Here is a 23,099-nt window from a genome sequence, read left to right as displayed (position 1 = left end):
TTCCGGAACGTGGGAGTGCCTGAAGTGCGGCTTGACCTGCGATCGGGTCACTCTCGAGCCGTTGCTGTGGACCGCTAGGTGAGCGGGCGTTAACATGGCCTTGTTAACGCCCGCTAACCTGAGGTCTGGGGAGCATGGACGCACCTGTCCTGCGCAGCGCAGCCGAGCCGTCGGACCGCTACGCCAAGGAGCACACCGCGCTCGTCGACGAGCTGCGGGGCAAGCTCGCCACCGCCGCTCTCGGCGGTCCCGAGAAGGCACGTCAGCGTCACGTCGACCGCGGCAAGCTGTTGCCGCGCGAGCGCGTGGACACGCTGGTCGACCCCGGTTCGCCATTCCTGGAGCTGTCGCCGTTGGCCGCCAACGGCATGTACGGCGACGAGGCACCGGCCGCGGGCATCATCACGGGTGTCGGGCGCGTGTCCGGCCGTGAGTGCGTGATCGTCGCGAACGACGCCACGGTCAAGGGCGGCACCTACTACCCGATCACGGTCAAGAAGCACCTGCGCGCGCAGGAAGTGGCGCTGCAGAACAACCTTCCGTGCGTCTACCTCGTCGACTCGGGCGGCGCGTTCCTGCCGAAGCAGGACGACGTGTTCCCGGACCGCGAGCACTTCGGCCGGATCTTCTACAACCAGGCCACGATGTCGGCGCGCGGGATCCCGCAGATCGCCGCCGTGCTGGGGTCGTGCACCGCCGGTGGCGCGTACGTGCCGGCGATGAGCGACGAGGCGATCATCGTCCGGAACCAGGGCACGATCTTCCTCGGCGGTCCGCCGCTGGTGAAGGCCGCGACCGGCGAGGTCGTCTCAGCCGAGGACCTCGGCGGCGGCGACCTGCACTCGCGCACGTCCGGCGTCACCGACCACCTGGCGGAGAACGACGCGCACGCGTTGCGGATGGTCCGCTCGATCATCTCGACGCTCGGCCCGCGCGCGCAACGGCCGTGGGACGTCACGAAGACCGAGGCGCCGGTCGTCACCGACGACCTTTACGGCGTGGTGCCGACGGATTCCCGGACGCCCTACGACGTGCGCGAGGTGATCGCACGGGTCGTCGACGGCTCGAAGTTCCAGGAGTTCAAGAAGGAGTACGGGCAGACGCTCGTCACCGGCTTCGCGCGCATCCACGGCCACCCGGTCGGGATCGTCGCGAACAACGGCATCCTGTTCGGCGAGTCCGCCGTGAAGGGCGCGCACTTCATCCAGCTGTGCGACAAGCGGTCCATCCCGCTGGTCTTCCTGCAGAACATCACCGGGTTCATGGTCGGCCGCGAGTACGAGGCGGGCGGCATCGCCAAGCACGGCGCCAAGATGGTGACGGCGGTGGCCTGCGCGCGCGTCCCGAAGTTCACCGTGATCATCGGTGGCTCGTTCGGCGCCGGCAACTACTCGATGTGCGGCCGGGCGTACTCGCCGCGCTTCCTGTGGATGTGGCCCAACGCCCGCATCTCCGTGATGGGCGGGGAGCAGGCGGCGTCCGTGCTCGCGACCGTCCGCCGCGACCAGCTCGGTGACGAGTGGTCGTCGGACGACGAGGAGGCGTTCAAGGCGCCGATCCGCCAGCAGTACGAGGACCAGGGCAACCCGTACTACTCGACCGCGCGGCTGTGGGACGACGGGGTCATCGACCCGCGTGACACGCGCACGGTGCTCGGGCTGGCGTTGTCCAGCGCGGCGAACGCGCCCATCGACGATGTTTCCTACGGCGTCTTCCGGATGTGATCATGTTCGACAGCGTTCTGGTGGCGAACCGCGGGGAGATCGCGGTCAGGGTGATCCGCGCGTTGCGGTCGCTCGGGATCCGTTCCGTCGCCGTGTACTCCGACGCGGACGCCGAGGCGTTGCACGTCAAGCTGGCCGACGAGGCCGTGCGGATCGGCCCTGCGGCTGCCCGCGAGAGCTACCTGTCCATCGAGAAGATCGTCGCGGCCGCTGTTTCCACTGGCGCACAGGCGATCCACCCCGGTTACGGCTTCCTCGCCGAGAACACGGCGTTCGCCGCGGCCTGTGACGCGGCCGGGATCGTGTTCGTCGGACCGCCGGCGTCGGCGATCGACGCCATGGGCGACAAGATCCGCGCGAAGCTGACGGTGTCGGCGGCGGGCGTACCCGTGGTGCCGGGCCGCACGCGCGCGGGCATGTCCGACGACGAGATCGTCGAAGCGGCTCTGGAGATCGGTTTTCCGGTGCTGCTCAAGCCTTCCGCGGGCGGTGGCGGCAAGGGCATGCGGCTGGTGCACGAGGAACCGTCGCTGCGCGAGGCCATCGAGTCGGCGAGGCGCGAGGCGCGCGGGTCGTTCGGTGACGACACGCTGCTGATCGAGCGGTTCATCACGAACCCGCGCCACATCGAGATCCAGGTCCTCGGTGACGCGCACGGCAACGTGATCCACCTCGGTGAGCGCGAGTGCAGCCTCCAGCGGCGGCACCAGAAGATCATCGAGGAAGCGCCGTCACCGTTCCTCACGCCCGAGATGCGCGAGGCCATGGGGTCCGCCGCGGTCGACGCGGCGAAGTCCGTCGGCTATGTCGGGGCGGGCACCGTCGAGTTCATCGTGGACGGTGCTTCGGGCGACTACTTCTTCATGGAGATGAACACCCGGCTGCAGGTCGAGCACCCGGTGACCGAGATGGTCACGGGCGTCGACCTCGTCGAGTGGCAGCTCCGCGTCGCGTCCGGCGAGGTGCTCGACCTGGAGGTCGAGCTCAACGGCCACTCGGTCGAGGCCCGGGTCTACGCCGAGGACCCGGCGCGCGGCTTCCTGCCGACCGGTGGCCGCGTGCTGGCGTTGAGCGAGCCGTCCGACGTCCGCGTGGACTCCGGGCTGTACGAGGGACTCGTCGTCGGTTCGGACTACGACCCGATGCTCGCCAAGGTCATCGCGCACGGTCGCACGCGTGAAGAGGCGTTGCGGCGCCTGGACCACGCGCTCGGCAGGATGGTGCTGCTCGGCGTCACGACGAACATCCCGTTCCTGCGGGCACTCCTGCGCGACGAGGACGTCCGCGCGGGTGCCCTGGACACCGGTCTGGTCGAGCGGAAGCTGGACGCGCTGACGTCCGCCGAGATCCCGGACGACGTGTACGTGGCGGCCGGCCTGGAGCGCTCGTTGCAACCGCACGGCGACGACCCGTGGGATCAGCCGGGTGGCTGGCGCGTCGGCGAGCACGCCTGGACGACCTGGCGGATCAACGACGTCGACGTGCGCGTGCGCGGCGAGGAAGTCGTCGTGGGTGCTGGAGAACCGATCAGGGCACGTGCGCGTCGTGAAGGCGCCGACCTGCTCGTCGGCTCACGCCGCTACTCGATGGCCCGCGACGGCGACGTCCTGTGGCTGGGCCACGACGGCGCCTCCTGGGCGTTGGTCGAGGCGGAGTTCCTGGTCGGCGCGGCCGATGGCGCCCAGGCCTCCGGTGGGCCGGTGAAGTCGCCGATGCCCGGAACCGTTCTGGTGGTCCGAGCCCGGCAGGGCGAGGAAGTGACCGCCGGTCAAGCGTTGTTCGTGGTCGAGGCCATGAAGATGGAGCACACCGTGACCGCACCGGCCGACGGCGTGCTCGCCGAAGTGAACGTGCAAGCAGGCCAGCAGGTCGCACTCGACCAGGTACTGGCCCTCGTCGTCTCTCACGAGGAGTGACAGCAATGTTGGACTTCAGGCTCCCGAGCGAGTACGAGGACCTGCGCAAGACCGTCGAGGAGTTCGCGCGCGACGAGGTCGCCCCGGTCATCGGCGACTTCTACGAGCGCTGCGAGTTCCCGTACGAGATCGTCGCGAAGATGGGGCAGATGGGCCTGCTCGGCCTGCCGTTCCCCGAGGAGCACGGCGGCATGGGCGGCGACTACTTCGCCCTGTGCCTCACGCTCGAGGAACTCGCGCGCGTCGACTCGTCCGTCGCGATCACGGTGGAGGCGGCGACCTCGTTGGGCGCCATGCCCATCTACCGCTTCGGCACCGACGAGCAGAAGGCCGAGTGGCTGCCTTCCCTGACGTCGGGCCAGAAGCTCGGCGCGTTCGGCCTCACCGAGCCCGGCTCCGGTACCGACGCGGGCGCCCTGGCCACCACCGCGCGCCTCGACGGTGACGAGTGGGTCATCAACGGCACCAAGGCGTTCATCACGAACTCCGGCACGGACATCACCGGCCTGGTGACGGTCGCCGCGGTCACGGGAACGCTGCCCGACGGCCGCAAGGAGATCTCCTCGATCATCGTCCCGTCCGGCACCCCGGGCTTCACGGTGTCGAAGAAGTACTCCAAGGTCGGCTGGAACGCCTCCGACACCCGCGAACTGTCCTTCCAGGACTGCCGCGTGCCCGCCGCGAACCTCCTCGGCACCCGTGGCCGCGGGTTCGCCCAGTTCCTGCGCACGCTGGACGAGGGCCGCGTCGCCATCGCCGCGCTGTCGGTCGGCCTCGCCCAGGGCTGCGTGGACGAGTCGGTCCGCTACGCCCACGAGCGCGAGACGTTCGGCGCGAAGATCGGTACGTACCAGGCGATCCAGTTCAAGATCGCCGAGATGGAGGCCCGCGTGCACACCGCACGCCTGGCCTACTACGAGGCCGCGTCCCGGATGCTGCGCGGCGAGCCGTTCAAGAAGCAGGCGGCCATCGCGAAGCTGGTCTCGTCCGAGGCGGCGATGGACAACGCCCGCGACGCCACGCAGATCTTCGGCGGCTACGGCTTCATGAACGAGTACCCGGTCGGCCGGTTCTACCGCGACGCCAAGATCCTGGAGATCGGCGAGGGCACCTCCGAGGTGCAGAAGATGCTGATCGCCCGCGAGCTCGGCCTCTGAATTCCAGTACGCACAGAATCGGGTGCATAGCCCGATCTATGTAAAAAACCCCGAATCACGGGTTCGTAACGGTGAATCCGGCTACCGTCTTCTGCCATCCGCGCGAGTGTGAGGGTGCAGATGACTGGTAGCCGGACCGAACCGGACTTCACCGGATTGCGCGAGCTCCTCGAAGTGATTCACGGGCTCTGCGCACGACCGGGCTTCTTCTACCGCAGCAAGACCGAGGAAGTGGTCGGTGACCAGCCACTTCCCCTGCTCTACCTGGAAAGCGCAGGCAGCCCGACACCATTCCTGCGCGCCTTGGAGGCGAGGCTCGCCGCCGGTTCTCCGGCAATTCCGCACGCCTATGTCGACGTGGCCTCCACCGTGCCTCCGGAAGCGGACGGAAGTGAGCCTCCCGGGGAACCGGGACCGCTGCTGCCGTTGCTCGACCAGCTCCGCGTCCAGCTGGCCAGGGTTCACGTCGGATCAGAACGGCTGACCAGGTTCGACCACTACCGGCTCGTGGACTGGCTGACCCGCACGCCGCTGCCGGACCAGCCGGGCAGGGACGACCGTGCGGGAGCCGTCGAGTTGCTGCGCTCGTGGACCGGCAGGGTGAGCGATGACGGCGAGCAGGCCGGCCGAGCCGCCGAGCACGTCAACCAGACGGTCCAGACGCTCAGTCCGGGCTTCCTGTCCCGGCTGGTGCTGGGGCTCGTCACCCAGTTCGGAGCCAAGGTCGGCATCAGCTGGCTCGGCAAGCGCGTGCCGGGGCTGGCGCGCGAGTCGAAGTGGTTCATGCGCGGGCAGAACTACGCGCTGCCCAACCACTCCATCGACTTCCTCGGGTTCGCCGAGCGGCTCACGCTGGGCCGGCACGAGTCGGAGAACGCCGAGCAGATCCAGCTCCTGCTCGTGCACGCGTTCCTGGAGGACCTGAGGATCGCCTTCCGGCGGAAGTCGGGCCGGTTCCGGCTGCGCAGGGCGGGCTGGCGGCGCACCGCGTACGTCCCGGTCCTGCTCGACGGCGTGACGAGGGACAACGGTGGCTGGGAACTGCTCAAGCTGATCAACAAGGTGCGCAACGACACCGGCGAACTCGACCCGTTGCTGGTGATCGCGGCCAGCGACGACGAGGACAGGCTGTCGCGCGAGCTGTCGAAGGGCGGCACCGTCGTCCCGGTGGCGCCGGACGAGGCGGAGGAGGCGCTGGCGACGTGGCGCGAGGAACTGCCGCGCAAGCGGCAGCTGCTCGCCGACGACGCCCGCTACCTCATGATCGCCCTCCCGCGCGAGACCGCGGAGAAGCCGCCGAGGGGCGCGCTGTCGTTCAAGGCGCCGCCGGTGCGGTGGCTCGCGAAGTCACGGCGGCTGGAGGCGATCATCGCGGTGCTGGTGCTCCTGCTGCTGGTGCCGGCGTTCACGGCGGTGCGCGACAACGTCAAGGCGAACTGCTCGCTGGTCGGCGCCGCGGTGTCGGCCGGGGTGTCGACGAGGCTCATGGACACCGGCAAGGGCCAGGAGTGCGTCGGCTACAGCGACAACACCAGTCAGATCTTCGGGTCGAACCTCCGGTTGCAGTGGACGCAGCAGCAGGTGTTCCAGCAGAACGAGGCGGCGGAGAGGCTGCACGCCGCCGACACCAGGCGCCCGCTCGTCACGCTGCTCTACTTCTCCAGCCTCACCAGCCAGGGCTCCAACCCCGACGCCGACCACTCCCGAGCGGAGGAGCTGGAGGGCATGCTCCTCAACCAGCGTCAGCAGAACATCAAGATGCCCTCGGAACCGTTGCTGCGCGTCGTGATCGCGAACGCCGGCACGGAGATGAAGCGCGCGCCCGACGTCCTCAGGGACATGCTGACGCCGTTGCTGGAACGGGACACGAGCATCATCGGCGTGATCGGGCTCGACCGCAGCGTGGCGGAGACCCGGACCGTCATCTCCGAACTGGGCGCACTGGGCGTGCCGACGATCGGCACCACGCTCACCGAGGCCTCGCTCCCGGCCAGTTCGGCGACGTACTTCCAGCTGATCCCCGGCAACGCCCGGCAGGCGGACCTCGTCCGCAGGTACGCACAGCACCTCGGCACGACGAAGGTGACCATCTACCACCCTCCGCCGTCCGGGAGCGACATCTACACCTCGAACCTGGTCACCGAGCTGGGCACGGAACTGGCGAAGCACGGGGTCCCGCCCGTGGCCATGGAGTGGGTGAACAGCCCGCAGGAGTTCCCGTCGCAGTGCGAAGAGGACCGTTCCAGCGAGATGGTGTTCTTCGCGGGCCGTGAGGAGAACTTCGGCGAGTTCCTGCGGGCCATCGGCCGGGGCTGCAACGACAAGAACCGGTTGCCCCGCATCGTCGCCGACGACGCCACCATCCGGTTCATCGCGCAGAAGGGCAGCCGCGTGCAGCCCTCACTGGCCAACATGCGCCTGTCGTACGTGAGCATGGCGGGGTTGATCGTGCTCGCGGGGAAGTCCTGCGCGGCGGGCGAACCCGACCAGTCGAAGGTGCCCGGCGGGCAACCGCTGGACACGTTCTGCGCCGGTTACCGCGATCTGGTCGAGGACATCCAGGGCAACGAGGCGCTGCCGGAGGAGGACAGGCCGGCCAAACCGTGGCCCGGCGAGCACCTCGGCATCGCCTACGACGCGACCGGGCTCTTCCTCGACGCCGTGCGAGCGGCCCAGAAGCGGCCCGGCAGCCAACCGAGCCGGGAACCGCACCGCGCCGCCGTCGGTGCGGAGTTCCGCGAGCTGAAGTCCCGCGGTGCCACCGGAAGCACGGACTTCGGCGCGTCCCGGGTCGGGGAGAAGCGGAACTTCATGATCCTCGAGATCACGGACGTCCACGACTTCGAGCAGCAACCGGTGTGCGTGTTCATGACCGGAGACATGTACGAACCGGATCCTTCCCCGTCACCGAACGGCTGCCCTGCCTAGAGCTTCGGCACGGCCCGGTCGATGATCGAGGCGAAGTCGGTCGACCGGGGGAGCGTGCCGAACGCGACTCCCCAGTCGCCGCCGAGCCGTGAGCCGAGGAACGCGTCCGCGACGGCGGGGTGCCCGTGCTTCACCAGCAGGGCACCCTGCAGGATCAGCGCCATCTTCTCGACGACCCGCCGCGCCTGCGACTCGTCCACATCGGACAGCGCGGTGCCGAGCTCGTTCAACGCCCTGTCGACGCGCTGGTCGACCCCGGTGACAGCGGCGAGGAACTCCTGCACCGACTCGGGTTCCTTCTTCATGGCGCGCAGGACGTCGAGCGCGGCGACGTTGCCGGAGCCCTCCCAGATCGACATCAGCGGCGACTCGCGGAAGAGCCGCGGCATCCCGCTGTCCTCGATGTAACCGTTGCCGCCCAGGCACTCCAACGCCTCGGCGGCGTGCACCGGACCGCGTTTGCAGACCCAGTACTTGGTGATCGCGAGGCCGAGCCGAGGCCGGTGCTCGGCGAGCCACATCGCGGTCGTGGTCGCCGCCTCGGACTCGATCGCGAGGTCCGCCAGCACGTTGCGCATGGCGGGCTGGTCGATCAGGTAGCTGCCGAACGCCTTGCGGTGCGCGGCGTGGTGCGCGGCCTGCCGCAGCCCGAGCCGCATGCCCGCCGCGGTGCCGAGGATGCAGTCGAGCCTCGTCATGTTGACCATCTCGATGATGGTCCGCACGCCGCGGCCCTCGTCGCCGACCCGGTGGGCGAACGCCTCGTCGTACTCGATCTCGGCGGACGCGTTCGACTTGTTGCCCAGCTTGTCCTTCAGGCGCTGCAGGAAGAACCGGTTGCGCGTGCCGTCTGGGAGCACCCGCGGCACGAGGAAGCACGTCAGGCCACCGGGTGCCTGCGCGAGCGTCAGGAACACGTCCGACATCGGCGCCGAGGTGAACCACTTGTGCCCGGTCAGCACGTACCCGTCCTGGACGGCCCTGGCGACCGTGGTGTTCGCGCGGACGTCCGACCCGCCCTGCTTCTCGGTCATCGACATGCCGGCGATCAGGCCCTGCTTGGACAGCGGCGCCCCGAGGCCGAAGTCGTAGTTCCGGGCGGTGAGAAGGGGTTCGTAACTTTCGGCCAGTTCCGGCGCCACGCGCAAGGCGGGCACGGACGCGTAAGTCATTGAAATCGGACATCCGTGGCCGGCCTCGACCTGGGACCACACGTAGAACCTGGCCGCGCGCTCCAAGTGCCCACCGTCGACATAGGCGTGCAAACCGTGCGAAACGGCGACGTTCATCAGTTCGTGCCACGCAGGGTGGAACTCGACCTCGTCGATCCGGTTGCCGTACCTGTCGTGCGTGTGCAGCACGGGCGGGAAAGCGTTTGCGAGCCTGCCGTGCTCCTGCCACTCGCGGCTGCCCGCGAGCCGCCCGAGTGCGTGAAGTTCGGCGTCGTCGACCCAGCTGAGCAGGGCGGGGTCGTCCGCGACGTCGTGACCGCTCAGCGGCGGGACCTGGTTGGTCACCTCGTGCGTTGCCATGCCCCGCACGTTACTACTCGCAAGTAACTTCGGACAGGGTGCGCGGAAAGATCGCTGGCCCATTCGGGCTTTTGGGCGCGACAACGGCGGTGACGAGGAATAACGTCCTTCTGGTGAGTGACCATGGGCACAGCTCGGCCGTGGCTGCGCTGAGCGCGCAGTACGCCGCGATGCGCGAAGGTGCGCCGGTGCGGCTCGCGAAGAAGACGTCGAACCTCTTCCGGTTCCGCGCCGACCAGGCCGGCGGACTCGACGTCGGCAGGTTCGACCAGGTCCTGTCGGTGGACCCGGTCGGACGCACCGCACAGGTGCAGGGCATGACCACCTACGAGAACCTAGTCGCCGCGACACTTCCCCACGGCCTCATGCCGTTGGTGGTGCCGCAGCTCAAAACCATCACCATCGGCGGTGCGGTGGCGGGACTCGGCATCGAGTCCACGTCCTTCCGCAACGGGCTGCCGCACGAGTCCGTGCGGGAGCTGGAGATCCTCACCGGCGACGGCGAGGTCGTCGTCGCCAAACCGGACGACGACCTGTTCCGCGCGTTCCCGAACTCCTACGGGACGCTCGGTTACGCGCTGCGGCTGGAGATCGAGCTGGAGCCGGTGCGCCAGTACGTCCGGCTGAGGCACGTGCCGTTCGGCTCGTTCGAGGAGTGCGCGGCCGTCATCGAGGAGGTCTGCGAGGACGGCTCGGCGGACTTCGTCGACGGCACCGTGTTCTCCCGGGGCGAGATGTACCTGACGTTGGGCCATTACGCCGACATCGCGCCCTACACGTCGGACTACACCGGCAACGAGATCTACTACCGGTCCATCCAGAAGCGCCGCACGGACCACCTCACGATCCACGACTACCTGTGGCGCTGGGACACCGACTGGTTCTGGTGCTCGCGGGCGTTCGGCGCGCAGAACCCGGTCGTCCGTCGCATGTGGCCGAAGCGCTACCTGCGTTCGGACGTGTACCGGAGGCTCGTCGCCAAACACCGGCGGCTGCGGCCGCGCACGGACGTGGAACCGGTGATCCAGGACGTCGAGATCCCGGTCGGCGGACTCGCCGACTTCCTCGACTTCTTCGACCGCGAGATCGGCATCTCGCCGGTGTGGCTGTGCCCGGTCCGCCTGCGGGACAACACGGGCTGGCCGCTCTACCCGATGGACGCGGACGAGCTGTACGTGAACGTCGGTTTCTGGTCGGAGGTCCCGGTACGACCGGGGGAGAAGATGGGTGACCGCAACCGGCTGATCGAGCGCGAGGTGGCGCGGCTGGGCGGCCACAAGTCGCTGTACTCGGACTCCTACTACACCGAGGACGAGTTCTGGCGGCACTACAACGGTTCGCACTACCGGTCCGTGAAGGCCCGGTACGACCAGACGAACCGCCTGCCTGATCTGTACGCCAAGTGTGTCAGGGGACGATGAATGCGGTTGGCCTCCATTTTCCAGAGCATCACGGGTGGCAACGACGTTCGGTTCAAGGCCTACGACGGCAGTGCCGCCGGGCCTGACTCAGCTCCGGTCTCGATCGACATCAGGACACCGGAAGCCTTGTCCTACCTCGCTTCCGCGCCGGGCGAGCTCGGCCTCGCCCGCGCCTACGTGACCGGTCACCTGGAGATACTCGGCGACGTGCACGCCGGGCTCGCCCAGCTCTCCGAGTTCTCGCTGCGCGAACTGCCCGTGCTGCAACGGGTCGAGCTGCTCCGGTTCCTGGGACGGATCCGGTTCTCGCACAAGGTCGCACCGCCGCCGCAGGAGACCCGCCTGCACGGCATGCGCCACTCGAAGGCCCGCGACTCGCAGGCCATCGCTCACCACTACGACGTCTCGAACCAGTTCTACCGGTGGGTCCTCGGCCCGTCGATGGCCTACACGTGCGCGGTGTATCCCTCCCTCGAGTCCACTTTGGAGGAGGCACAGTTCGAGAAGCACGACCTGGTGGCCCGCAAGCTGGGCCTTCGTTCGGGCATGAAGCTGCTGGACGTCGGCTGCGGCTGGGGCGGCATGGTCATGCACGCCGCCCGCGAGTACGGCGTGCGCGCGATCGGCGTGACGTTGTCCCGCAACCAGGCGGAGTGGGCGCAGAAGGCGATCGTCGAGGCAGGCCTGTCCGACCTCGCCGAGGTGCGCCACCTCGACTACCGCGACGTGCGCGAGACCGGCTTCGACGCGGTGTCGTCCATCGGCCTGACCGAACACATCGGCAAGGCCCAGCTACCGGCGTACTTCGCGTCGCTCTACCGGAAGCTCAAGCCGGGCGGCCGCCTGCTGAACCACTGCATCACCCGCCCGGACAACAAGCAGCGGGCGCTGTCCGGCCCGTTCATCAACCGGTACGTGTTCCCGGACGGCGAACTGGTCGGGCCGGGACTCCTCGTGTCGCAGATGCACGACACCGGGTTCGAGGTGCGGCACGAGGAGAACATCCGCGAGCACTACGCGCTGACCCTCGCCGCCTGGGGCCGCAACCTCGAGGAGCACTGGGACGAGGCCGTCGAGGAGGTCGGGGCTGCCCGCGCTCGGGTGTGGCGGCTGTACCTGGCGGCGTCGCGGCTCGGGTTCGAGCGCAACAACATCCAGCTGCACCAGATCCTAGGGGTGAAGCTGGACGGGACGACGTCGCACATGCCGTTGCGCCCGGACTGGCTGTCCTGACATGACGAAGGGCCGCGGCTCGGTGCCGCGGCCCTGAGTTCCGGGAGCTGTCAGCTCAACTGCCCCACGATCTGCTTGGCCGTGTTGGCCGGGATCGCGAACCCGATCCCCACACTCCCGGCCTCCCCGCTGCTCGTCGCCGGCGAGTAGATCGCCGAGTTGATCCCGACGAGCTCACCGGCCGCGTTCACGAGCGCGCCACCGGAGTTGCCGGGGTTGATCGACGCGTCGGTCTGGATCGCCTGGTACGACACGGCGGACGAGCGACGGGTCTCGCCGGGCACGGTCACCTTGCGGTCCAGCGCGGAGACGATGCCGGTCGTCACGGTGCCCTGCAGCCCGGACGGCGAGCCGATGGCCATCACCGCGTCGCCGACCTTCACCGTGTCCGAGTCCGCCCACTTGATCGGCGTCAGGCCGGACGCGCCGGAGACCTGCAGCACGGCGAGGTCCGAGGTGGGGTCCGCGTTGACGACGGTGGCGGGGAGTTCGCGGCCGTCGTTGAACTTCACCGTGATCTGGCCGCCGGCCGCGGCGATGACGTGGTTGTTGGTCAGGATCTTGCCGTCGGCGGAGAGGATCACGCCGGAGCCGAGGCCGTTGCCGACGTTCACCTGGACCACGGAGGGCAGCACGGTGGAGGCGACGCTGCTCCAGTCCTGTGTGGACGTGTTGGAGATCGTCTGCGCGGAGACGGTGGAGGAGGCAGGTGTGCCGTCCGGCGAGGCGATCACCGCTCCGGTGACGCCTCCGAACAGGCCGGCGACGAGTGCCGCGGCCGTGAGCATCGGGGCCGTGCGGCGCCAGAACTTCGGGGCGACGACGACGGGCTGCGGTTCCACCAGTGACCCGCTCATCGCGGGGAAGCTCTGCTCGGTCATGACTCCACGATGGACCCCCATCATGTGAGCCGGCTGTGCCGAAACCCTCGAAAACCCTGATAAGAACTAGCTGAGAAGCAGTGCGGAGACCTCGGCGGCCGACAGGGCGTGGCTGAAGTGCGGGCCCTGCGCGCCCGTCACGCCCAGCTCCGCCAGCCGCGACGCCTCGGCGGCGGTCCGCACACCGTCGGCGTACAGCGGCAGCCGCAGCATCACCGCCCACCGCAGCAGCGCTACGGCGGCGGTCTCCTCCATCCGCAGCGCGTCGGCGCTGAAGGCGTGTGCGACGGCGCTGTTGAACTTCAGGCCGCTCCACGGCAGCACGCGCAGCCGGCCGACGCCCACGTTGCCGCCGCTCACCTGGTCGACCACCAGCCCGACGCCGTGCTCGGTGAGGATCGTGAGCTCTTCGAGCTGGTCGTCGTTCAGCGACGTCGGCACGTGCTCGTGCAGTTCGAAGCGCAGCAACGACGCGGGCAGCCCCGTTCGTTCCAGCACGCGGACGACCTCGGCGACGAGCTCGGGCTCCTGGCAGAGCCGCAGGGGCAGGTCGATCGTCAGCTCGGGGGTCCGGGAGCCGAGCGCCTCGTGCCACGAGCTCATCTGGGCGCACGCTTCCTCGAGCGCCCAGCGCGCGAGCCGCACGATCATGCCGTTGCCGACGGCCTGGCCCAGGAACATCTCGGGGCACAGGACACCGCGAGAGGGGTGGTCCCAGACGATCTTGGCTTCGAGGGCGAGCACCGAGGAGTCGGCCAGCGAGTGCACCGGCAGGTAGTCGATGCGGAACTGGTCTTCCTCCAGCGCGCCGGGGATCGACGCCGCGAGCGCGAACCTCTCCCTGTCGCGCTGGTCGCGTTCCCTGTCGTACAACGCCCACTGCGCCTTGCCGTCGCGCTTGGCCCAGGCGACCGTCACGTCCGCCGCGCGCAGCAGGTCCGCCGCGTCGCCGCCGCGGGCCGCGCGGGGGACGATGCCGACGCTGGTCGTCACTCCGACGCCGTGGCCGTCGATCCAGGTCGGCTCCTCCAGGAGCGCGGTGAACTCGTCGATCAGGCCGATCACCGAGGGCGTGTCACGCGGGTCCCGGATCAGGACGCCGAACTCGTCCTCGCCGATGCGCGCGACCTTGGCGACCTCCTCGGGGAACACCGTCCGCAGCTGCGTCGCGACGTGCATCAGCACCCGGTTGCCCGTCTCGTGGCCGAACGCGTCGTTGATGCCGCGGAACCCGTCGATGTCGACCTGCACGAGGACGAGCGACTCCGGCCCCTTCGACCCGACCGCGCCCTCCAGCCAGCCGAGGAACTGCGCGCGGTTCGGCAGGCCGGTCTGCACGTCGTTGAGGCTCTGCCGCACGAGCTCGGTCTGCAGCGCGCGCATCTCGCTCATGTTCTCGATCATCGTGACGAGGTACGGCGGCGTGCCGTCCTCCTCGCGCACCACCGAGATCGCCATGTGCGTCTGGATCGTCTCGCCGTCGCTGCGGACCATCCGCTTCTCGACCCTGATGTTGTCGTGCTCGGACGCGATCAGCTGCTTCGTCAGCTCCCGCAGCCCTGCCCGGTCGTCCGGGTGCACGAGGTCGCGGCCGCTCATCGTGCGGACGTCGTCGTGCTTGTAGTCGAGCATCGCGAGCAACGCCTCGTTGACGTCGATGACGTCGCCCTTGAGGTCGCTCACGATGATGCCGAACGCCGAGCTCTCGAAGATCGCCCGGAACTTCGCCTCGCTCGCCCTGACCGCGGCCTCGGCCCGCCGCATCGTGGTGATCGCGGCCGTGCGGCTCAGCTCCTGCTGGCTCAGCGTGCGGTCGCGCAGCCCCTCCGCGTACCCGGCGGCGAGCGCGGCCAGCTGGGCCGGTGTGGTCGGGGTGTGTTCGCTCAGGGTCGTGAGCGACAGCTCCAGCGTCGCCGAGGCGGTGAAGTTGTGCTCGACCATGGACCGGCCGATCCGCCGCGCCTCGCGCACACCACCGCTGAGCAACTGCTCGACGTACTCACCGAGCAGTTGCTCGAGCTTCTCGCGCGTGAGGTTCGCGACGAGGGTGCTGGAGATCGCCGCCGCCCAGCGAACGGCGGGCTCTCGGCTGTCGACCATGTCCATTCAGCTTCAGGTGGCCATTCGTGGGGACCGGGGTGAACTGCTGATCGCCTGACGCGGTAACCACCACCAGGAGTGGGTCCAACCGGCAAGCTTACTGATCAGTCAGGACCTGTCCAACCGAACATCGAAACCCGGTCGGGAATCGACTGATCGGCCACGAATTCACTCGTTTGAACTAACGAATCACCTTGCTGAAGGCCAGCGGGCCAATTGTCAGGGGATCTGTCTCCACATCGAACAACGGTGTGTAACCGGTCGCGAGGTACAGCCCTTTCGCTTCCGGCTGACGCGGCCCGGTGGTGAGGTAGATCCTGTTGTATCCAAACGTTCTGGCCTCGTTCTCCAGTTCCACGAGAACCCTGCGCGCCAATCCACGCCTGCGGTGGTGCGAATGGGTCCAAATCCTCTTCATCTCGGCGGTTTCGGCGTCGTACCGCTTGAACGCACCGCCGGCGACCGCGATGCCGGATTCCATGAGCAACAAGAACTGACCTTCCGGCGGTTCGAACACGTCCGCCGGTCGTTGCATCTCCTCCGCGCCCATCGGGCCGTATCGAGATGTGTATTCGTACGTGAGCTCGGCGACCAATGGCGCCGCTTCCGGATCCGATTGCCGGACGCGGCGCACTTCGAGAGTCGTCATGCGGCGTTGGCCCGGTCGCGCTTGGCGACCTCTTCGCGCACGATCGGAATCACGTACCGGCCGAAGTCGATCGCGTCGTCGAGCAGGTCGTAGCCACGCGCGGACAGGATGTCGACGCCGAGGTCGTAGTAGTCCAGCAACGCCTGCGCGACGGTCTCCGGTGTGCCGACCAGCGCGTTGGAGTTGGCCGCGCCACCGGTCGCCCTGGCGGTGGGCGTCCACAAAGCACGATCGAATCGCTCACCGCGTTCCGCGACCGCCAGGAGTCGTTGCGAACCGGTGTTCTCCGGGTTCGTCAGCGAATGGCGGCGGCTCAACGGCCCGTTCGCCTTCCGCGCCTCGATCCGGCCGACCGTGCGGTGCGCCTTCTCCCAGGCCAGTTCCTCGGTCGGCGCGATGATCGGCCGGAACGCGACCTGGATCCGCGGCACGTCCGTGCGCCCGGCGTCCCTCGCGGCCTGCTTCACCGACTCGATCTGCTGCGCGGTCTCGGCCAGCGGCTCGCCCCACAGGCAGAAGATGTCGGCCTCCGCGCCGCCCGCCGCGTAGGCCGCGGGGGAGGAGCCGCCGAACGACACGTTCGGGCGTGGCTGCTGCACGGGGAACACGTCGCTCACGAAGTCCGCGAAGTGGTAGTGCTCGCCGTCGTGGTCGAACGCGGACCTGCTGGTCCAGGACTTCTTGACGATCTGGATGTACTCGCGCGTGCGGCCGTAGCGCTGGTCCTTGGACAGGTAGTCGCCCTCGCGCTGCTGCTCGTGGTCCGTGCCGCCGGTGATGAAGTGCACGGTCAACCGGCCGTCGCTGATCTGGTCGAGCGTCGCGAACGTCTTGGCGGCGAACGTCGGGTAGCTCACGTTCGGGCGGTGGGCGAGCAGGATCTGCAGCTTGTCGAGCTTGCTCGCGAGGTAGGCGGCCGCGGCGGACGGTTCCGGCGCGCCCGACCCGTACGCGAACAGCACGCGGTCCCACCCGTGCTCCTCGTGCGCCCTGGCGAGCCTGAGCGTGTAGTCCTTGTCGAACGCACCGCTGGACGAGCGCGGCGTCGTCTCTGATCCGTCGTTCGTGGCGGCTATCCCGAGAAACTCGACTGGCATGACCGATCCCCAGAACTGGTAGTGGGAGTGGGGCGCGTTGAGGGAGGCGCGCCTTCGAGTGCACACCTCGGCCGGGGATGTCGCAACGACGTCCACAGAGCGGGATTTGCTTGCACGCGCGGGGTACCGTGGTGGTGATCGCGTTGAGGGGCGCGGCTCGTTTCTCGTTGCCCTCCAACGGAAAGACGCGCATGCGCTCACTCGTCGTGATCGGTGGCGGCCCCCGTGCCGCCGGCCTGCTCGAACGCATCGCCGCCCAGTCGTCCGCGGTACCGCTGGCCGTGCACGTGGTCGACCCCTTCCCACCCGGCGCCGGCCGGGTGTGGCGGCACGCCCAATCCCCGTTGCTGCGCATGAACTCCATGGCCGAGGACGTGACGGTCTTCACGGACTCCTCGTTCGACGGCGCCGGTCCGATCAGCCCCGGCCCGTCGCTGGCGGAGTGGACCGACGTCGACCCGACGGCGTTCCCGTCACGGCAGGTGCAGAGCCGGTACCTCGAGTGGTTCTTCGACCACGTGAGGAAATCTCTGCCTCCGAACATCTCTGTGACCGTGCATCAGGCCACGGCGCTGAAGGTCGTCGGCAACTGGGTGTGGCTGGACAACGGGGAGTCGTTGCGGGGCGATGTGCTGGTGCTCGCGCTGGGGCATCTCGACGCCGACCTCGAACCCGAGCACCGCAAGCTCGCCGAGCACGCGTCGGAGCACGGCCTCACCTACGTGCCACCGCTGTACTCGGCCGACGCGGACCTCTCCGCGGTGTCCGGTGACGTGGTGCTGCGCGGGTTCGGGCTGGCGTTCATCGACCTGATGGTGCTGCTGACCGAGGGACGCGGCGGCAGGTACGTGCGGGGCGCCGAGGGACTTTCCTACGTGCCATCGGGTCTGGAGCCGACGCTGTACGTGGGCTCACGGCGTGGCGTGCCGTACCACTCGAAGACCGGCTACCGGCTGCAGGGAACGCGTCCGTCGTTGCCGCACTTCTTCGTCGCGGACGCCTTGCAGGGGCGTGAACTCGACTTCAGGGACGACGTGTGGCCGTTGATGGCCAAGGAGATCGCGTGGGGTCACTACCACGAACTCTTCACCGGGCATCCCGGCCTGGTGCGGATGCCGTTCGTGGAGTTCGCCGCGTCGTTCACCGCTTTGCCTTGGTACAGCAACGAGATGCGTGAACTGGAAGAGCTCGCCGTGCCCGACCCGGAGGACCGCATCGACTTCGAACGGCTCGACCGGCCGTTGGCGGGCGTGACGTTCGGGTCCACCGAGGAGTTCCAGGAGCACCTGCGCGCGTACGTCGAGGCGGACGTCGTCCGGCGCTCCGATCCCCGGCACAGCGCCGACCTGGGGGCGTTCCTGGCCCTGTTGTCGGTCTACGGCCAACTGGCTGGCCTCATGCCGTTCGACGGCTGGTGGCACGGCTATTTCAGCTACCTGGCCTCGGGCCCGCCGCCGGACCGGCTGGAGGAGCTGCTCGCGTTGTCGCGCGCGGGAATCGTGCGGTTCCTCGGCGCCGACATGTGGGTGGAAGCGGAGGAGGACGCCTTCGTGGCGGGCAGCGCGACGACGCCGGACGTGGTGCGCGCCAACGGTTTGATCGAGGCACGCCTGCCCACGCACTCGTTGTCGCGCACGGCGGACCCGGTGCTGAGGTCGTTGCGCGCGGTCGGCGACGTCTCCGAGGACGCCGCCGGTCTGGTGCGGGTGTCGCCGGTGGGCCGCCTGATCAACGAGCGCGGGGACGAGGACCCGGCCAGGTTCGCTGTCGGGCCCTACACGACGGGAAAGGCGTTCGCGGCCTTCGCGCGGCCGAACACGAACGCACCGGCGTTCCGGCAGAACGACGTGCTGGCGCGGGAGATCCTGAAGGTCCTAGGCGACTGAGGTGTAGCGCCCCTGGTGCCGCACCAGGGGCGTCGCGATGTCGGAGTGCGTGATGTCCAACGGCTCCCCGACCAGCGCCACGTGGTCGCCGACCGCGATCCGCCGGGCGGTCCTGCACCGCAACCGGACCGGCGCGTCGAGCAGCCACGGCACGCCGTCCTCGTCCTCCTGCCACCGCGTCTCGGGCCCGAACCGGTCGACGCCCTTCGTGGCGAACAGGTCCGCGAGCCCGGTCTGCGCGGCCTCCAGCAGGTGCACGGCGAACAGGGGAGCGGTCCGCAGCACCGGCCACACCGAGGCGCCCTCGCCGATCCACACGACGACGAGCGGTGGTTCGAACGAGACCGAGGTGAACGACGACATCGTGGTGCCGACCGGACCTTCGGGGCCGGTGGCCGTGACGATCGTGACGGCCTGGGCGTGGTGCTTCAACGCGTCGCGCAGTCGTTCCTTCATCGCAGCACCTTCAGCGCGTCGAGGTCGAAGTCCGCGGCGTCGGCGGGAAGCGCCGACTCGTTGAGGAACAGGGCCTGTGGCACAACGGCACCCAATTCGGCCAGCACCGGCCGCAGGTGCACCTCGACGGCCAGCGCGTGCTTGTCGGCCGCCGCGATCTGCAGCGGTACGACCAGCTTGCCGCGCAGCCAGCCCGGCGGTGCCTGGTCCAGCACGGCCTTCAGCAGACCGGTGTACGCGGCCTTGTACGTCGGCGTCGCGACGACCAGGACCTCGGCCTGCCCGAGTGTCGCCAGCGCGGCCTTGATCGTGTCCGGTTCCGTGAACACGGCGGGTGCCAGCTCCGCCGCTTCGACGACGGGCCCTTCGACGGGCACGCCCAGCGTCGCGGCGAGGGCCTCGCGCAGGGCCAGGGCCGCCTGCAGCGTGCGTGAGGCGGGCCGCGGGTTGCCGACCAGAACACCGATCTGCGTCATGCCTTCCAGCACAGCCGCAAGCTCGGGGACCGTCAACCCGCGTCCACCACGCGAGAACTACTTGACCGCGTCCGCTGCCGACCGTCCGGCGACCCGTCCGGAGAACAGGCAGCCGCCGAGGAACGTGCCCTCCAGCGCCCGGTAACCGTGCACGCCACCGCCACCGAACCCGGCTGCCTCGCCGGCGGCGTACAGGCCGGGCAGCACCTCGCCGGACGTGTCGAGCACCCGCGACGACAGGTCGGTGTGCAGGCCGCCCAGCGTCTTGCGGGTGAGCACCGAGAGCCTGACCGCGATCAGCGGACCGGCCTTGGGGTCGAGCAGCCGGTGCGGCTCGACGACGCGGATCAGCTTGTCCGTCAGGAAGATCCGGGTCTGGCGGATCGCGTTGATCTGCATGTCCTTGCTCAGCCCCGCGGTCACCTGGCGGTCGCGCTCGACGATCACCTTCTCCAGCGCGGCCGCGTCGATCCTGCTGTCCCCGGTCAGCGCGTTCATCCCGCGGGCCAGGTCCGCGACCGTGCCCGCCTGGATGAACTCCTTGGACTTCTGCGCGAACGCCTCGACCGGCGCGACGGCACCCGGCAGCGCGCGCTTGAGCACGGCCCGCGTGTCCTTGCCCGTCAGGTCCGGGTTCTGCTCGGAGCCCGAGAGCGCGAACTCCTTGCCGATGATCCGCTTGTTCAGCACGAACCACGAGTGCTCGTGGCCGTTCCTGGTGATGTGCTCCAACGAACCCAGCGCGTCGAACCCGGGGAACAGCGGGATCGGCAGCCGCTTGCCGTCGGCGTCGAGCCACAGCGGCGACGGGCCGGGCAGGATGCGGATGCCGTGCCGCGACCACACGGGCGCGTAGTTCGCGATGCCCTCGGGGTAGTGCCACATGCGGTCGGAGTTGATGATCGCGCCGCCGGCCTTCTGCGTGATCTCCAGCATCGAGCCGTCGACGAAGTCCGGCACACCGGCGAGCATGAACTCCGGCGGCTTGCCCATCCGCTCCGGCCAGTTCTTGCGCACCAGGTCGTGGTTGCCGCCGATGCCGCCGGACGTGACGATCACGGCCTGGGCCTTCAGCGAGAACTCGCCCACCGCGGTCCGCGAGCTCGGTTCGGCCCTTTCGACCGACGACGGCTCCAGCACGTCGCCGGACACGCCGTCGCACACGCCGTTCGTGACGTTGACGCTCGTGACCTTGTGGCGGAACTTCAGCGTCACGAGTCCCTTCGCGACACCCTCCCGCACCCTGCGCTCGAACGGTGCGACGATGCCCGGCCCGGTGCCCCACGTGACGTGGAAGCGCGGCACCGAGTTGCCGTGCCCGTCCGCCAGGTAGCCACCGCGCTCCGCCCACTGCACGAACGGGAACCAGCGGACCCCCATGTTGTGCAGCCAGGAGCGCTTCTCGCCGGAGGCGAAGTCCACATAGGCCTGTGCCCACAGCCGGGGCCAGTGGTCCTCGTCCCGGTCGAACGCCGCCGAGCCCATCCAGTCCTGCAACGCCAGGTCGTGCGAGTCCTTGACCCGAAGCCGTCGCTGCTCGGGGGTGTCCACCATGAACAACCCGCCGAACGACCACCACGCCTGGCCGCCGAGCGACGCTTCCGGCTCCTGGTCGAGGAGGATGACCTTGCGACCCGCGTCGGCGAGCTCTGCGGTCGCGACGAGACCTGCGAGGCCCGCGCCGACGACGATGACATCCGCGTCATGTGCCATCGGGCGAGTCTAGATCGACCGCTGGTCACGCACGAGACCTGAGTCAATTTCACTTTTTGGGGAGAGTGTCCGCATGAGCTTCCGACCGGCTTCCGAGGTGGGCTTCACGACCCGGACCACGCGTTTCGTCGCTCCCGGCTCCGTGACGAACGGCGAGTTCGGCCTGTTCGAGTGGCGGATGGAGGCCCGTCAGCCGGGTGCGCGGCCGCACTTCCACAAGACGTTCTCCGAGTCGTTCTACGTGCTGGAGGGCGAGATCACGCTGCTGGACGGCGACGAGTGGGTGCGCGCCGGCGAGGGCGACTTCCTCTACGTGCCCGCCGACCGGCCGCACGCGTTCCGCAACGACAGCGACGCGCCCGTCCGGATGCTGATCCTGTTCTCGCCCGGCATCGCCCGCGAGAACTTCTTCCTGGAGGTGGGGGCCGTGAAGGGCCTGCCGGAGGAGGAACTGGTCGCGTTCTACGAGCGCCACGACCAGTTCAACCTCTGAGGGTGCCGCCGACCGCCACTACCGGTGAGGGGGGTTTACCGGAGTGCCGGTCGACGGCGGGTTGACCGCGGCGCGAGCACGCGCACCTGCGGAAGGGCACTTCCGACCTGGGGGTGTCGGATCGCCCCGGCGCGCAGCTCGAGCGCCAGCGGCCAACCACATTGTTGAACGTACAACCGGACCTCTGTGTTCCGGTCGGCTTTCACTGTGACCAGGCTCAATTCCTTCAGGTTTCCTTCAGGTTCGGCCGGGTACGTCCCGGACGTGACACACCGCCTGCCGACGATCACGAGCCTGGCCGAGCTGGCGGGCCACATCGGCGACGACGTCTACGTGCGCTGGTCGAAGGGCCCGGACGCCGACGCCGCCTCGACCTCGCGCGACTCGCTGACCGGCGTGGAGCTGCCCGGCCTGTCCGCGAGCCCGCTGAGGGTCGAACCGTGGTGGGGCGACCGCTCGCCGGAACTGTGGGTGGCCCGGCGCCTCTTCGACTACCGCCACCTGCGCGAACTGCGCGGCGCCGACGTCCGGGCCTGGGTGCTGCGCGGTACCGAGGTGGGCCGCGGCCCGGACAACGAACCCCTGGTCCACTGCAGCGAACCGCTGGCGTGGGTCGGCGACGGCGCGTTGCGGGAGTGCTCGTCCCTCGTTGAAGCCCAGCACTCCGCCGAGTGGGGGCCGTTGGACCGCTCTAGCCGAGATCGTTGAGCTTGCGTTCGGCGGCCTTGCGGGCCTTCTCCGCCGCCGACGTGACGCGCTTGGCGTCCTCCAGCCGTTCCGCGGCCCGGTCGAACGCCCGCTGCGCGGCCAGCTGGTCGGCCTGCGCCTCGCCCACGGCCTGCTCGGCCTCGTCCAGCGCCTGCTGGGCCTCGGCGCGCTTCTTCTCCTGCCGCTCCCGGCGCTTGCGGGCGAGCGCGTCCTCACCGTCCTGCGCCGGCTCCGGCGTGGGCAGCGCGAACCCGAACCCCGAGTACTCCAGGCCCTTGACGAGGTGGCCGGTGCGCACCTGCTCGGCGGACTCCGGGTCGGCCATCGCCGCGGTCAGGGTGTTGCGCACCTGCGTGACGGCGTCGTCCGCGAGCGGGCCCGTCAGCTCCAGGGTGCGGTAGACCAGGGCCTCCATCAGCTCTTTGCGCTTGCGGCCCAGCTCGCGCATGGTCAGCTGGGCCGTGGAGAGCCCCAGGGCCTCCTCCAGGCCCTCCGGGGAGTCCCGGACGAGCTTGTTGACCGCCCAGGCGCCCACCGTCGGCCTGCGGAGCTCCTGGATGGCCTTGGCCAGGTCCTTGTCGTCGGTCTGCTTGGCCGCGGCGTTGCGAGCCGCGGTGAACTCCTTCGGGGACAGCCCGTAGAGCTCGTCGGCGACCGGCTTCAGGTCCATGGGCGCAAGGTAGCGCCTGACCGGTTCCCAGACCTGCCGAATGGTCTTCAACAGTCCGC

Annotated in this window: 18 protein-coding genes; 9 read left to right on the top strand and 9 right to left on the bottom strand. The window is 69.1% G+C overall.

Annotated features, from left to right (window positions below; translation table 11 throughout):
- Positions 1–134 precede the first annotated feature (134 nt).
- The 4 genes from IEY88_RS09215 (at position 135) to IEY88_RS09200 (ending at position 7,725) form a co-directional block, all read left to right on the top strand.
- A complete protein-coding gene (locus IEY88_RS09215) occupies positions 135–1,724 on the top strand; it encodes a carboxyl transferase domain-containing protein (protein WP_189154181.1) in 1,590 nt (529 codons plus the stop codon).
- 2 nt (positions 1,725–1,726) lie between these two features.
- On the top strand, positions 1,727–3,640 hold the full coding sequence (locus IEY88_RS09210) for an acetyl/propionyl/methylcrotonyl-CoA carboxylase subunit alpha (protein WP_308425968.1): 1,914 nt from the start codon (positions 1,727–1,729) through the stop codon (positions 3,638–3,640).
- Between the two features lie 5 nt (positions 3,641–3,645).
- The gene (locus IEY88_RS09205; RefSeq protein WP_189154179.1) at positions 3,646–4,797 is read left to right on the top strand and encodes an acyl-CoA dehydrogenase family protein; all 1,152 of its coding nucleotides are present in this window, start codon (positions 3,646–3,648) and stop codon (positions 4,795–4,797) included.
- Between the two features lie 120 nt (positions 4,798–4,917).
- The gene (locus IEY88_RS09200) at positions 4,918–7,725 is read left to right on the top strand and encodes a hypothetical protein (protein ID WP_189154178.1); all 2,808 of its coding nucleotides are present in this window, start codon (positions 4,918–4,920) and stop codon (positions 7,723–7,725) included.
- Here IEY88_RS09200 and IEY88_RS09195 read toward each other — a convergent pair.
- Positions 7,722–9,257 (bottom strand): acyl-CoA dehydrogenase family protein, encoded by a 1,536-nt coding sequence (locus IEY88_RS09195; RefSeq protein ID WP_189154177.1) that lies wholly within the window; start codon positions 9,255–9,257, stop codon positions 7,722–7,724. The genes IEY88_RS09200 and IEY88_RS09195 overlap by 4 nt on opposite strands.
- A gap of 170 nt (positions 9,258–9,427) precedes the next feature.
- On the opposite strand from IEY88_RS09195, the gene IEY88_RS09190 reads away from it, so the two are divergent.
- Together IEY88_RS09190 and IEY88_RS09185 are read left to right on the top strand one after the other, a co-directional pair.
- Complete coding sequence (locus tag IEY88_RS09190) at positions 9,428–10,678, top strand: FAD-binding oxidoreductase (protein WP_189154541.1); 1,251 nt, start codon at positions 9,428–9,430, stop codon at positions 10,676–10,678.
- Positions 10,679–11,911 carry an SAM-dependent methyltransferase gene (locus tag IEY88_RS09185; RefSeq protein WP_189154176.1) on the top strand — a complete coding sequence of 411 codons (1,233 nt, stop codon included), beginning with the start codon at positions 10,679–10,681 and terminating at the stop codon, positions 11,909–11,911.
- 50 nt (positions 11,912–11,961) lie between these two features.
- On the opposite strand, the gene IEY88_RS09180 is transcribed toward IEY88_RS09185, so the two are convergent.
- From IEY88_RS09180 to IEY88_RS09165, 4 genes are all read right to left on the bottom strand, one after another.
- A complete protein-coding gene (locus IEY88_RS09180) occupies positions 11,962–12,792 on the bottom strand; it encodes a S1C family serine protease (protein WP_189154175.1) in 831 nt (276 codons plus the stop codon).
- A 66-nt stretch (positions 12,793–12,858) separates the two neighbouring features.
- Positions 12,859–14,892, bottom strand: a complete 2,034-nt coding sequence (locus IEY88_RS09175; RefSeq protein WP_189154174.1) for an EAL domain-containing protein — start codon at positions 14,890–14,892, stop codon at positions 12,859–12,861.
- Between the two features lie 181 nt (positions 14,893–15,073).
- Positions 15,074–15,541, bottom strand: a complete 468-nt coding sequence (locus IEY88_RS09170) for a GNAT family N-acetyltransferase (RefSeq protein ID WP_189154173.1) — start codon at positions 15,539–15,541, stop codon at positions 15,074–15,076.
- Positions 15,538–16,638 carry an LLM class flavin-dependent oxidoreductase gene (locus IEY88_RS09165; RefSeq protein ID WP_189154172.1) on the bottom strand — a complete coding sequence of 367 codons (1,101 nt, stop codon included), beginning with the start codon at positions 16,636–16,638 and terminating at the stop codon, positions 15,538–15,540. Before IEY88_RS09165 ends, IEY88_RS09170 begins: the two co-directional genes overlap by 4 nt.
- Positions 16,639–16,829: 191 nt before the next feature.
- On the opposite strand from IEY88_RS09165, the gene IEY88_RS09160 reads away from it, so the two are divergent.
- Positions 16,830–18,524 carry an FAD/NAD(P)-binding protein gene (locus IEY88_RS09160; RefSeq protein ID WP_189154171.1) on the top strand — a complete coding sequence of 565 codons (1,695 nt, stop codon included), beginning with the start codon at positions 16,830–16,832 and terminating at the stop codon, positions 18,522–18,524.
- Here the strand turns inward: IEY88_RS09160 and IEY88_RS09155 are convergent.
- Genes IEY88_RS09155 through IEY88_RS09145 form a run of 3 tightly spaced genes read right to left on the bottom strand, consistent with a single transcriptional unit; the run spans position 18,513 to position 21,169 of the window.
- Entirely contained in the window at positions 18,513–18,980 is a 468-nt protein-coding gene (locus IEY88_RS09155) for a flavin reductase family protein (RefSeq protein WP_189154170.1), read from the bottom strand. The two genes, IEY88_RS09160 and IEY88_RS09155, sit on opposite strands and share 12 nt — an antisense overlap.
- Entirely contained in the window at positions 18,977–19,456 is a 480-nt protein-coding gene (locus IEY88_RS09150) for an NADPH-dependent FMN reductase (RefSeq protein WP_189154169.1), read from the bottom strand. Before IEY88_RS09150 ends, IEY88_RS09155 begins: the two co-directional genes overlap by 4 nt.
- Before the next feature lie 57 nt (positions 19,457–19,513).
- Complete coding sequence (locus tag IEY88_RS09145; RefSeq protein WP_189154168.1) at positions 19,514–21,169, bottom strand: FAD-binding dehydrogenase; 1,656 nt, start codon at positions 21,167–21,169, stop codon at positions 19,514–19,516.
- Positions 21,170–21,242: 73 nt separating this feature from the next.
- On the opposite strand from IEY88_RS09145, the gene IEY88_RS09140 reads away from it, so the two are divergent.
- Complete coding sequence (locus IEY88_RS09140; protein WP_189154167.1) at positions 21,243–21,662, top strand: cupin domain-containing protein; 420 nt, start codon at positions 21,243–21,245, stop codon at positions 21,660–21,662.
- Between the two features lie 264 nt (positions 21,663–21,926).
- Positions 21,927–22,370: a DUF6098 family protein gene (locus tag IEY88_RS09135; RefSeq protein ID WP_189154166.1), complete on the top strand. Its 444-nt coding sequence runs from the start codon at positions 21,927–21,929 to the stop codon at positions 22,368–22,370.
- Here IEY88_RS09135 and IEY88_RS09130 read toward each other — a convergent pair.
- Complete coding sequence (locus IEY88_RS09130) at positions 22,354–23,040, bottom strand: hypothetical protein (protein ID WP_189154165.1); 687 nt, start codon at positions 23,038–23,040, stop codon at positions 22,354–22,356. The genes IEY88_RS09135 and IEY88_RS09130 overlap by 17 nt on opposite strands.
- Positions 23,041–23,099: the final 59 nt, after the last annotated feature.

This window comes from Lentzea pudingi (assembly GCF_014646255.1).
In the GTDB taxonomy this organism is placed as follows: Bacteria; Actinomycetota; Actinomycetes; order Mycobacteriales; family Pseudonocardiaceae; genus Lentzea; species Lentzea pudingi.
Note: the sequence above shows the minus strand (reverse complement) of the source record. Positions and strands in the feature narration are given on the sequence as shown.